The sequence below is a fragment of the Streptomyces sp. NPDC052036 genome (assembly GCF_040680495.1).
Lineage (GTDB): Bacteria > Actinomycetota > Actinomycetes > Streptomycetales > Streptomycetaceae > Streptomyces.
The window spans coordinates 1-12177 of the sequence record NZ_JBFAWW010000077.1 but is presented as its reverse complement, the minus strand read 5'-3'; the positions used below and the strand labels follow the sequence as shown (position 1 = coordinate 12177).

Genomic DNA, 12177 nt, shown 5'->3' with positions numbered 1-12177 from the left:
GCCAGCGCCGGGGCGTCGTTGGTGCCGTCACCGGTCATCGCCACCAGCTTGCCGCCGGCCTGCTCCCGCTTGATCAGCGCCATCTTGTCCTCGGGGGTGGCCTCGGCTAGGAAGTCGTCGACGCCGGCCTCCTCCGCGATCGCCTTGGCGGTCAGCGGGTTGTCACCCGTGATCATGACCGTCTTGATGCCCATGCGGCGCAGCTCCTCGAACCGCTCCCGCATGCCCGCCTTGACGACGTCCTTGAGGTAGATGACACCCAGGACGCGAGCGCCCTTGTCGTCCTTGACGGCGACGAGCAACGGGGTGCCGCCCGCCTCGGAGATCCGGTTGGCGACGGTGTCGGCATCCTCTGCGACAGTGCCGTTGTGCTCCTTCACCCAGGCGATCACCGAGGCGGTCGCGCCCTTGCGGATCTTCCTGCCGTCCACGTCCACACCCGACATGCGGGTCTGGGCGGTGAACTCGATCCACTCGGCGTGCGCCAGCTCGCCCTGGTGCCGCTCGCGCAGCCCGTACTTCTCCTTCGCCAGGACGACGATGGAACGGCCCTCGGGGGTCTCGTCCGCGAGGGAGGACAGTTGGGCCGCGTCCGCGACCTCGGCCTCCGTCGTCCCGCGCACCGGCACGAACTCGGCGGCCTGCCGGTTGCCGAGGGTGATGGTGCCTGTCTTGTCGAGCAGCAGCGTGGACACGTCACCGGCGGCCTCGACCGCACGGCCCGACATCGCCAGCACGTTGCGCTGCACCAGACGGTCCATGCCCGCGATACCGATCGCAGAGAGCAGGGCGCCGATCGTGGTCGGGATCAGGCAGACCAGCAGGGCGACCAGCACGACCATGGTCAGGTGGGTACCCGCGAAGGTCGCGAACGGCGGCAGGGTCGCCACCGCCAGCAGGAAGACAATGGTCAGCGAGGCCAGCAGGATGTTCAGGGCGATCTCGTTCGGCGTCTTCTGCCGGGCCGCGCCCTCAACCAGGTTGATCATCCGGTCGATGAAGGTCTCGCCGGGCTTCGTCGTGATCTTGATGACGATCCGGTCGGACAGCACCTTCGTACCGCCCGTCACAGCCGAGCGGTCACCGCCGGACTCACGGATGACCGGCGCGGACTCACCGGTGATGGCCGACTCGTCGACCGAGGCGACACCCTCGACGACGTCGCCGTCACCGGGGATGATGTCGCCGGCCTCGCAGACGACCAGGTCACCGATGGTCAGGGCGGTGCCGGGCACCTCCTCCTCGGAGGTGCCGTCCGCGAGCAGTCGGCGCGCGACCGTGTCGGTCTTGGCCTTGCGCAGGGTGTCCGCCTGCGCCTTGCCCCGGCCCTCGGCGACCGCCTCCGCCAGGTTGGCGAAGACCACGGTCAGCCACAGCCAGGCACTGATCGCCCAGCCGAACCAGTCACCCGGGTGCTGGAAGGAGAAGACGGTGGTGAGGACGGAGCCGATCCACACCACGAACATCACGGGCGACTTGACCATCACCCGCGGGTCGAGCTTGCGCATCGCGTCCGGCAGGGACTTGACCAGTGCCTTGGGGTCGAAGAGGCCCGCTCCGACACGGCCCTCGGCGGGCTTGTGCCCGGTGGGGACGTCGCTGTGCGGCGCCCGGGTGGGAGTGGCTGTGGACATCGAGTCCTCTTGCTTGTCTATGCCAGTGGTCATGACGCCAGCCCCTCCGCGAGCGGGCCCAGGGCCAGGGCCGGGAAGTAGGTCAGACCGGTGATGATCAGGATCGCGCCCACCAGCAGGCCGGTGAACAGCGGCTTCTCGGTGCGCAGGGTGCCCGCGGTCTCCGGGACCGGCTTCTGCTCGGCGAGCGAGCCGGCCAGCGCCAGGACGAAGATCATGGGCAGGAAGCGGCCGAACAGCATCGCGAGCCCGGTCATGGTGTTGTACCAGTCCGTGTTCGCGTTCAGGCCGGCGAAGGCCGAGCCGTTGTTGTTCGACGCCGACGTGAACGCGTACAGGACTTCGGAGAAGCCGTGCGCGCCGGAGTTCAGCATCGAGTGCGGCGGGGTCGGCAGGGCCATGGAGGCCGCCGTGAAGACCAGTACCAGGGCGGGGGTGATGAGGATGTAGCAGGCGGCGAGCTTCATCTCGCGTCCGCCGATCTTCTTGCCCAGGTACTCGGGCGTCCGGCCGACCATCAGACCAGCGATGAACACCGCGATGACCGCCATGATCAGCATGCCGTAGAGGCCGGAGCCGGTACCGCCGGGCGCGATCTCGCCCAGCATCATGCTGAGCATGGTGATGCCGCCGCCGAGGCCGGTGAAGGAGGAGTGGAAGGAGTCCACCGCACCGGTCGAGGTGAGCGTGGTCGACACCGCGAAGATCGAGGAGCCGCCGATGCCGAAGCGGACCTCCTTGCCCTCCATCGCGCCGCCCGCGGCCTGGAGCGCCGGGCCGTGGTGGGCGAACTCGGTCCACATCATCAGCGCGGTGAAGCCCAGCCAGATGGTGAACATCGTGGCGAGGATCGTGTAGCCCTGCTTCACGTTGCCGACCATCACACCAAACGTGCGGGTCAGCCCGAACGGGATGACCAGGATCAGGAAGATCTCGAAGAGGTTGGTGAACGGGGTCGGGTTCTCGAAGGGGTGGGCGCTGTTGGCGTTGAAGTAACCGCCGCCGTTGGTGCCCAGCTCCTTGATGGCCTCCTGGGAGGCGACCGCGCCACCGTTCCACTGCTGCGAGCCGCCCATGAACTGACCGACCTCGTGGATGCCGGAGAAGTTCTGGATCACACCGCACGCCACCAGGATCACCGCGGCGACCGCGGCGCCCGGCACCAGGATGCGCAGCGTACCGCGCACCAGGTCGGCCCAGAAGTTGCCCAGCTCACCGGTGCGCGAGCGGGCGAAGCCGCGCACCAGGGCGACAGCGACGGCGATGCCGACAGCGGCCGAGAGGAAGTTCTGCACGGCCAGACCGGCGGTCTGCACGACGTGACCCATGGTCTGCTCGCCGTAGTACGACTGCCAGTTCGTGTTGGTCACGAACGACACGGCCGTGTTGAACGACTGCGCCGGGTTCACCGAGGAGAAGTGCAGAGAGCCCGGCAGGACGCCCTGAAGCCGCTGGAGGAGGTAGAGGAAGAGGACGCTGACCGCCGAGAAGGCCAGCACACCGCGCAGATACGCGGGCCAGGTCATCTCGGCATCGGGGTTGGCACCGATGGCCTTGTAGATCCACTTCTCGACGCGCAGGTGCTTACGCGATTCGTAGACCTTGGCCATGTAGTTGCCGACGGGGACGTAGACGAGCGCCAGCGCGCCTATGAGGGCGAGCAGCTGGAGAACGCCTGCGAGTTCGGGACCCATGTCGTTTCTCAGAACCTCTCCGGGAAGATCAAGGCGAGGACGAGATAGCCCAGCAGGGCGACGGCCACGACAAGACCGACGATGTTCTCGGCAGTCACAGCTTCGTCACCCCCTTGGCGACGAGAGCCACCAGCGCGAAAGCCGCGAGCACGGTGACGACGAAGGCCACATCGGCCATCGCGAACTCCTGGAATGAGGTTCGGTTGAAACGGGACGGTTAGAGGAAACCGTCCCGCTGGCCGGATCCGGTCGTTGTTGATGCGTCCCTTACGGCGGCCCCTTCGGCTTTGACGGGACTCTTACGACCCCTGCCCGTACCGGTGAGTAGGAAGTCGTGACAGTCGGTGACGTCGCTCGCTCCAGGCGGCAGCGCAGCAGGCCGGACGAGGACGGAACGGGTCAGTCCCTCCGGTTCGCCGGATGCGGCTGCACTCCCGTCATGAGGATGTCCAGCCCGCGCCGCGTCGTCGCCAGCACCACGCGGTCACCGGCCCGCAGCACCCGGCCCTGCGGCGGACGCCAGCCGAAGCCGGAGCGGTCCACCCGCAGGCCGGTGAGGGTGTCCATGGAGGAGACCTCCACCGCGGGACCCGCCGCCCCGACGGCGAGCACCCGCCACTCGTTCTCCCGGAACGCCTCGTGCACCGAGCGTCCCTCCAGCTCTGGGTGCCCGGCCACGTCCACACAGGTGAACAGCAGAGAGCCCCGCTCCACCGGCATCACGCCGAGCACATGGCGGCCCATCATCGCGGCAGCGAAGGACGGCGCGGCCAGCGCGGAGACGCTTCGGCTGCGGGTGAGCGCGTCAGGGTAGGAGGCCCGCAGGGTGCGCTGGACGGTCGCGGCCAGATCGTCGTCGTAGAGCCGCATGACCACGCGTACCGCCGGGTTGCTCTCCCGGGCGGCCATGACGATGTCCAGGTTCTGGCCGTCGTCTCGGGTGAGGACGAGCAGCGAGCGGCTGCCCTGGACGCGGGCCAGGTCGAGCACCCCTGGGGCGGTGGCGTCCTGGAGGATCAGCGGCACGCCCAGTTCACGGGCGAGTGCGACACCGCGCGCGTGCGGGTCGCGTTCGATCACCACCACCCGGTGATCCATGCTGCGCAGCTGGGCCAGCACGCGGGTACCGATCTTCCCCAGGCCGACGAGGACGATGTGGCCGGCCGTATCCTCGTCGGGCGGATGGGTCGCTGAGGCGGCACGGAAGGCCTCGGTGGCGTTCAGCGTCGCGGCCACGACGAGCGGGAGCACGGCCAGGCCCACGAATCCGGCGACGAGCTGGAGTATGCGCCGGGCGACCGACTCGTTCGTGGCCGGGTCGCCCATCGTGAAGATGTCCAGCATCGGCAGGTACAGGTTCTTCCACCACGGATGCTCGTCCGCGAACAGCGCCGTGGCGGCGCCCAGGGCCAGCACCATCGCACCGAGCGCGCCGAAGACGGCGGTGACCTCGCGAGAGAGGAACACCCTCCACGGCAGGTGTGCGAGGCGCGCCCGGAGCCACGCGCGGATGCGAGCGCGCCGGCTGCGACGCACCGGTTCGGGCACTTGGTGGTGGGTGACCTCATCCAGCATCAGCCGGCCGTGAGTGAACTGCCGGTGGTAAGCGGTCCGGGAGTCCGGCAGCAGTTGGGTGCCGTCCTCGCCGGGCGTCTCCGGGCTGTCCTGGCTCGCCGGGTCGTCCTGGTGAGCGCCGGACAGCACGGCGAGGGTGGCCAGGTCGGTGGTCTGCGGCGGGCTCCCGGCCGGGCGTACGACGCCGCGGAACACCTTGTCCTCGACCTGCAGGGTGTGGCCGTGGCCGACGGTGGCGGCCGCCACGAGTTCCGATACGGCCGTGTCGGCGTCGGAGAGCACCGTGGCGGAGGAGTCCTGCGCCAGGTCCTCGGACAGGCCGGCGGCACGATCCAGGAGCCGCTCCAGATGGCGGCCGCGCTCGCGGTGAAACATCCGCACCACCAGCCGCACGGACGGGTTGAGGGTGCGAGCCAGCAGGGCGGCGGTCATGTTGACCTGGTCGTCGCCGTAGGTGAGGGCGAGCGCGGAGGCCCGCTCGACACCGGCGGCCCGCAGGGTCCGCTCGTCCGGGCGTGCGGAGACGAGCAGCTCGACCGGTGACCGCGGGTCGTCGTGCAGTGCGGCGATCCCGGCACCGTACTCGTCGTCCCGGGACGGCAGCACCACGGTGACGACCTCGCCGCACACCCCGTCCAGTTCCAGGGCGAGCCGGTGCGCGAGTCCGTCGTCACCGCAGATCACCATGTGCTGGGAGCGTCGGCCAAGGTACCGATCTTGATGGAGAGTTGACGTCACATCAGAAAGGAACGGCGGGAGCCTGCCACGGTTCCCGGCGGAAGGCCGGTCCCGCGTCAAGATGACGTAAGGAAGTCCGCAGGGCCCGGCTTCCCTGTCGCACCGGTCCCGCGAGGGATCGTCACGCGCGCCCCACGCTCCGCCCGGTCGGTTCGGTACCCGCCGTCAGTGCCGCGAACGGCAGCGACACCACCATCGTGAGGCCGCCTCCGGGGGTGTCCTCGGGGCTGAGGGTGCCGTTCATCGCCTCGGTCAGGCCGCGCGCGAGCGCGAGACCGAGGCCGAGGCCGGTGGTGTTGTCGGTGTCGCCCAGCCGCTGGAAGGGCTCGAAGAGCCGCTCCCGGCCGTCGACGGGCAGACCGGGTCCCCGGTCCACGATCCGCAGCTCCACCCTGCCCGCCAGGGCGCTGGCGGTGACCAGCACTTTCTTCCCGGGCGGTGTGTGGCGGGCGGCGTTGCCGACCAGGTTGGCTATCACGCGCTCCAGCAGCGGCGGGTCGGTCAGCACCGGCGGGATGTCCTCCATGTCCGACACCTCGACCTCCGGCACGTCCGCCAGGGCCGGGGGCAGCACCTCCTCCAAGAAGGTCGCCCGCAGATTCAGGGTGAGGGCGCCGGCCTCCAGGCGGCTGAGGTCGAGAAGGTTCTCCACCAGGCGATTGAGCTTGGCCATGGACTCGTCGGCGGTGGCGAGGAGCTCGTCGCGGTCCTGTTCGGAGAAGGCGACATCGCGGCTGCGCAGGGAGGTGACGGCGGCCCAGCCGGCGGCGAGCGGGGTGCGCAGGTCGTGCCCGACGGCCCGCAGCAGGGCCGTGCGCAGCCGGTCGGCGGCCTTCACGGGTTCGACCTCGGCCGCCGCCTCGGCCAGCCGGGCCCGCTCCACGGCGGAGCCGACGTGTGCGGCGAACGCGGCCAGTACCCGTCGCTCGGAGGAGGAGAGGGTACGGCCGCACAACGCGAGGTAGGCGCCGGGGCCCGCGGGTACGGCCGTGACCCCGGCCGCGTCGGGGGGCTCTTCCACCAGGTCCGCCGACTCCATGCCGAAGGTCTCGCGCGTCCGGTCCAGCAGGGCCGGGATGGTGGCCTCTCCGCGCACGATGCTGCCGGCCAGGGACGACATGGTCTCCGCCTCGGCCGTCGCCCGGGCTGAGCGGCGCGACAGGCGCAGGGACCGGTCGACGACCGCGGCCACGGTCGCCGCCACGATCGCGAACACCGTCAGGGCCACCAGTGCGTTCGGGTCGTCGAGAGTGAACTGTCCGATGGGCGGGATGAACCAGTAGTTGAGGAGCAGGGACGCCGTCACCGAGGCGATCACCGCCGAGGCGACGCCGCCTATGCAGGCCACGCCCACCACGGCGAGCAGGAACAGCAGGGCCTCGCTGGTCAGGTTCAGTGTCCCGCGCAGCTGGGCGAGGAGGACGGTGAGGAGCAGGGGCAGCACCAGGCCGGCCACCGGGCCGGCGATCAGCCGGGCGGTCGACAGCGTGCGCCGGCGGGACGGCAGGAGTGTGCCCCGTCCGGCGCGCTCGTGGGTGACCCGGTGAATGTCGATGTCCCCGGAGAGCTCGGTGACCGTCTCCCCGGTGCCGGACCCGGTGAGGAACCGGGCCAGCCGACTGCGGCGGCTGGTGCCCAGCACGAGCTGGGTGGCGTTCTCGGCGCGGGCGAACTCCACCAGGGCGGTGGCGACGTCGTCGCCGACGACCGAGTGGTAGCTGCCGCCGAGGTCCTCCACGAGTCTGCGCTGGCGGGCCAGCGAGGCGTGCGAGACACCGGCCGCGAGCCCGTCGCTGCGCGCCACGTGCACGGCGAGCAGGTCCCCGCCGGCCGACCGGTCCGCGATCCGTGCGGCTCTGCGGACCAGGGTGTCGCCCTCCGGACCGCCGGTCAGGGCGACGACCACCCGCTCGCGCGTCTCCCACACCCGGCCTATGCCGTGCTGCGACCGGTACTCCTGGAGCGCTTCGTCGACCCGGTCGGCCACCCACAGCAGCGCCAGCTGGCGCAGGGCGGTGAGATTGCCGGGCCGGAAGTAGTTGGCGAGGGCCGCGTCGATCTTCTCGGGGGCGTAGATGTTGCCGTGCGCCATACGGCGGCGCAGCCCCTCGGGCGGCATGTCCACCAGCTCGATCTGCCAGGCGCGTCGTACGACCTCGTCCGGCACGGTCTCGTGCTGGGGCACCCCGGTGATCTTCTCGACCACGTCGTTGAGGGACTCCAGGTGCTGGATGTTCAGCGCGGTGATCACATCGACACCCGCCGCGAGGAGTTCCTCGATGTCCTGCCAGCGTTTGGGGTTGCGGCCGTCGCCGGGAACGTTGCTGTGGGCGAACTCGTCCACGATGGCGACCTGCGGGCGCCGGGCGAGCACCGCGGCCAGGTCCATCTCCTGGAACTGCCCGCCCCGGTATGAGCACGAGGCCCGGGAGACGGTCTCCAGGCCGTCGAGCATCGCCTCCGTGTGCCGGCGTCCGTGGCACTCCGCGAAACCGATCACCACGTCGGCACCGCGGGCGGCGCGGCGCCGCCCCTCGTCGAGCATCCGGTAGGTTTTGCCCACCCCCGGGGCCGCCCCGAGGTAGACCTTCAGTCGTCCGGGCCGTACGTCACTCATCGCCGCCGACGCGCTCCGCTCACTGATCCAACTCCCCTTCGCGGGAGGGTTCCTCCTCTCAAGGAAGCCTTTCCGCAGGGCGGTCGGTGCGGTTGTTAGCGGTTCCTTGGCGCCGGTCCCGGCGACCTTGACACTGTCTTGATACGGTCTCGCCCGATAGGGTGGGAGCCGGTGTGCCGGGAAGTCTGGTCGGCCGGAAGCCAGAGTGGCTTCCGCATTCCCAGGGGGACGGCATGCGCAGCGTCGGTACGGTTCTCGCCCTCGTGGTGCTCGCCACGGTGGTCGCCACCTTCGCTCGGCGGTGGCGCATTCCCGCCCCGTCCCTGCTCGTGGTCGCCGGTCTCGCCGTGGCCCTGCTTCCGGGCACCCCCGAGATCCGGATCAGCCCCGAGGTCATCGGCCTCGTCGTACTGCCGCCGCTGCTGTACGCGAGCGCCGAGGACATGCCCTGGCGGGAGCTGCGCGCGGTGTGGAAGCCGGTCGGGGTCCTCGCCATCGGCCTGGTTCTCGCCTCCGCGGCGGCCGTGGGAGCGGTGGCGGCGCTCGTGACTCCTCTGTCCTGGCAGATGGCGTTCGTGCTGGGCGCGGTGCTCGCCAGCACCGACCCGGTGGCGGTGACCGCACTCGGCCGCCGACTCGCCCTCCCGCCCAGGGTGCAGGTCCTGGTGCAGGCGGAGAGCCTGTTCAACGACGCGACCTCGCTGGTGCTGGTCCGGGTGGCGGCGGGCATCGCCGTGGCCTCGGCCGCCGCGAACTGGGGCGCGGCGGGCTCGGAGTTCCTGGTGCTCGCGGGCGGCGGCACGGTGATCGGGGCGGCGGTGGCGGGTGTCATCACACTGATCCGGCGCCGTACCGAGGACCCGGTGCTGGAGACGGTCATCGCGCTGGTCACCCCGTATGCCGCCTATCTGCTGGCCGAGGCGGCGCACACCTCCGGCGTCACCTCGTGTGTGGTGGCCGGTGTGGTCCTCGGCGGACGCGGCGACCGGCTCACCAACGCCCGCATACGGCTCCAGTTGCACGCGGTCTACGGCACGGTGGTCTTCCTTCTGGAGAGCGTGGTGTTCAGCCTCATAGGGCTGGCTCTCCCCTCCCAGGTGCGGGCGCTGGCGGACGGTGACCGGTCCTGGCCGCTGTACGCCCTCGCGGTGGCCGCCACGCTCGTCGCCGTGCGCCTGCTGTGGCTGGCGCCCTTGTCGGCGGTCGTGCAGCGCAAAGGCGGGATCGGCCGGCTCAACTGGCGCATCCCGGTCGTGCTGACCTGGGCGGGCACCCGCGGAGTGATGCCGCTGGCCGCCGCCCTGTCCATCCCGGAGGTCGCCGGGAACGGCACGACGCTCGCCGAGCGGCCGCTGGTGCTGGTCCTGACCACCGCGGTCGTGGTCGTCACCCTCGTCGTACAGGGCTTCACCCTCGCTCCAGTCGTCCGTGCCTCCGGCATCGCCCTGGAGCCCGCCCACACAGCGCGCGAGGAGGCCCAGGCCCGCTCCCGCCTGGCCCATGCCGGCCTTGCTCGTCTGGAGGAACTCGCGGAGCTGGAGGTCGTGCCGGATGTCGTCCTCGACCGGCTCCGCCGGGGCCTGACCGCCCGTCTGGAGGACGCCCGTGACCGCCTCACGGAGAGCGAGGGCACCGACAGCGTGGCCACCGAGTCCGCCGACCTGGTCTACCGCCAACTGCGTCGCGACCTGATAGCGGTGGAGACGTCGGAACTGCAGAGCCTGTACGACGCGCACCGCATCAGCGACACCACCCGCCGGCGCCTCCAGCGCGCCCTGGATCTGGAGGAGGCCCGGCTGACGGACGCCTGAGAGCTCCGAACTCGCGAGCCGGGCGCCCATGTTGTTCGGAAGCTCTAAACGAACTCGGCCAGCCTCGGCCGCAGTCCGAGCATGCACAGCAGGGCAGCCGCCGCCGACAATCCGTCCGCCCACGGAAGCAGGCCGTTCACGGCCGAGCGGCCCGCGCCGACGGAGGAGGTGAAGTGGGCACGGTTGATGCCCGCCACCTTGTCCAGGGCGGCCATCCACGCTCCGAAGTGCGCGTTGGAGGTACCCGGCTCCCAGCCCATGCAGAACTCGGCCGCCTCCCGCTCCCTGCCGGCCGTCAGCAGCGCGCGGATCTTCCGGTCGTCGCGCTGGTAGACGGCGTACGTCTGCACCGTCTGCTCGGCCGCGGCCCGCTCGCCGGGAAAGGTGATGTTGTCCAGCTCGCGGCGGAACTCCCCGGTGAAGCGAAGGTCGTGGTGGTCGGTGCGGTACGCCTGCCAGGTGGTGGCCAGTTCCGCGTCGTACGTCGACAGCGTCGCGTCCTTCACGCCGTACAGCTGCTGGGACTTGGCGAGGAACGACTCCTCGTACTGCGCGCGACGCTGCGGATCGAGCAGATAGCGGCTCTCGTCGGCGTTGGCGTCGTAGGCGATGGCGCGGGCACGGGAGAGGGCGACGACGGAGTCGAAGGCGTCGTGCCGGGCCACACGCAGGTGTGCGGCGGAGGCGGACAGCATCTGGGATCCCAGGATCATCGCCAGCAGAGTGCAGACGGTGGCGGCGAGCATCCCGGGGTTGAGGATGCGCCGGAAGCTGCGGGTCAGGTACCGCTGAAGGACGCCGAGCACGGCCAGCAGCAGCGCGCCGAGGGCGAGGACCGCGACGAGTTGGGCGTCCAGGGTGGAGCGGGCCGAGGCGTACTCGGTGTCGAAGGCCGCGTTGTTCGAGGAGACCAAGGTGCTTGCGGCGGGCAGGAGTTGCGTCCGTAGGAGGTCGGTCGCGCGGCGATGCTCCGCGAGGGCGGCGGCCTTGCCCCCGCTGTGGCCGTCGTTCTCCAGTGCCCGGCCGATCAGCTCCTGGTACTCGGCGAAGTCGTCGGTCAGCGACTCCACGGTCTTCTCGTCGGTGCGGCTGCCCTGCGCGGCGACGGCGAGGGTGCGCAGATCGTGGCCGATCTCCCGTCGGGCGTCACCGTAGAAGCCGACGGCCTTGGTGTACGGCGTCGGCAGGCGCCCCTTGCCCGCATCGCCGTTCGACAGCAGGATGTTGGCGGCCTGGGCGTCCATGTCGTTCAGGGCCAGATCGAGATCGGCGGCGCTGGTGGTGCGGGGCGCGTCACGGTCGGCCACGCTGCTCCACGCACCCAGGACGGTGAGCCCCGCCACCGTCAGCAGGACGGCGAGGGCGGCGGCGAGCAGGACCGTGGCCGCGCGCAGAAGGCGCATCCGCGCGGGCACGGATGCCCAGTAGCGGCGGCGCAGAGCGGTCCGCGCGGCCGCGGCCCGTTGTCGGAGGCGCTGCCCCGGACCGCGTCCGCCCGTCCGCGAACTCCCTCTTCTCAGCAGTCCGGGGCTGCCCCCTGACGAGACGACCACCCCTTGCCGTGGCGATGCGCCCCCCTCGGTCCGAGGACCCTGCGCTGTTCCGGCCGTGAGAGTCACGGTCCCTCCAACATCACGCCACGGACGGTCGCCCGTCCCCCGTTGCCGATCAGTCTGCGACGGGTTCAGGCCGTCAACGGCCCGTGTTGATGCGCCCCTGACGCCGTGCCAGGCGCGCTTGACGCGCCCTTGACGGCGTCGGCGCGGGCCCGTATGGGTGCCGCAAATTCCCTGCCGAGCGGGACGGCCGTGACGGGGAACGGGGCTAGATTTGCTGTCGGCCTCCCGGGGGCCGCGGACGTCAGCGGCCCCCGAGTGAGGAGTCGTCACTCCGTAGCGACGCGAAGGCGGTCTCCGCCGCGTGTCCATGGGGCAGGCCCCCGCACGGCGTCTTTCGTCGTCCCGCGCGGCGTCCGTGCGCCACCCGTGCGGTGCCGGGGCCCCCGCCCCCCCCGGGCCCCGCCCGGGTGCGTGTGACCCCCCCCCACCCCAACGTGTGCAAGGTTACCGCGGCCCCCCCGAAGGTCCCGCCGGCACCCCCCGTGCCGC

General features: G+C 70.9%; 7 protein-coding genes. 1 reads left to right on the top strand and 6 read right to left on the bottom strand.

Annotated features, from left to right (window positions below; translation table 11 throughout):
- The 5 genes from kdpB to AB0L95_RS40975 form a co-directional block, all read right to left on the bottom strand.
- Window positions 1-1667 (bottom strand): potassium-transporting ATPase subunit KdpB (gene kdpB, locus AB0L95_RS40995; RefSeq protein ID WP_365171624.1); only part of this gene is annotated, 1667 nt, incomplete at its 3' end.
- Entirely contained in the window at window positions 1664-3328 is a 1665-nt protein-coding gene (gene kdpA / locus AB0L95_RS40990) for a potassium-transporting ATPase subunit KdpA (RefSeq protein WP_365171622.1), read from the bottom strand. The genes kdpB and kdpA, both read right to left, overlap by 4 nt.
- A gap of 8 nt (window positions 3329-3336) precedes the next feature.
- Window positions 3337-3426, bottom strand: a complete 90-nt coding sequence (gene kdpF, locus AB0L95_RS40985) for a K(+)-transporting ATPase subunit F (RefSeq protein ID WP_016434100.1) — start codon at window positions 3424-3426, stop codon at window positions 3337-3339.
- A 301-nt stretch (window positions 3427-3727) separates the two neighbouring features.
- Window positions 3728-5590 (bottom strand): NAD-binding protein, encoded by a 1863-nt coding sequence (locus AB0L95_RS40980; RefSeq protein ID WP_365171620.1) that lies wholly within the window; start codon window positions 5588-5590, stop codon window positions 3728-3730.
- A 172-nt stretch (window positions 5591-5762) separates the two neighbouring features.
- Entirely contained in the window at window positions 5763-8258 is a 2496-nt protein-coding gene (locus AB0L95_RS40975; protein WP_365171618.1) for an ATP-binding protein, read from the bottom strand.
- Between the two features lie 233 nt (window positions 8259-8491).
- On the opposite strand from AB0L95_RS40975, the gene AB0L95_RS40970 reads away from it, so the two are divergent.
- Window positions 8492-10069, top strand: coding sequence for a Na+/H+ antiporter (locus AB0L95_RS40970; RefSeq protein WP_365171616.1), 1578 nt, complete (start codon window positions 8492-8494; stop codon window positions 10067-10069).
- 44 nt (window positions 10070-10113) lie between these two features.
- Here the strand turns inward: AB0L95_RS40970 and AB0L95_RS40965 are convergent, their stop codons facing one another.
- Window positions 10114-11484 (bottom strand): hypothetical protein, encoded by a 1371-nt coding sequence (locus AB0L95_RS40965; RefSeq protein WP_365171614.1) that lies wholly within the window; start codon window positions 11482-11484, stop codon window positions 10114-10116.
- Window positions 11485-12177: the final 693 nt, after the last annotated feature.

Coding starts and splice junctions, on each gene's coding strand:
- AB0L95_RS40970 (WP_365171616.1), top strand. CDS start 8,492: ATGCGCAGCGTCGGTACGGTTCTCGCCCTCGTGGTGCTCGCCACGGTG.
- AB0L95_RS40980 (WP_365171620.1), bottom strand. CDS start 5,590: ATGGTGATCTGCGGTGACGACGGACTCGCGCACCGGCTCGCCCTGGAA.
- AB0L95_RS40975 (WP_365171618.1), bottom strand. CDS start 8,258: ATGAGTGACGTACGGCCCGGACGACTGAAGGTCTACCTCGGGGCGGCC.
- kdpA (WP_365171622.1), bottom strand. CDS start 3,328: ATGGGTCCCGAACTCGCAGGCGTTCTCCAGCTGCTCGCCCTCATAGGC.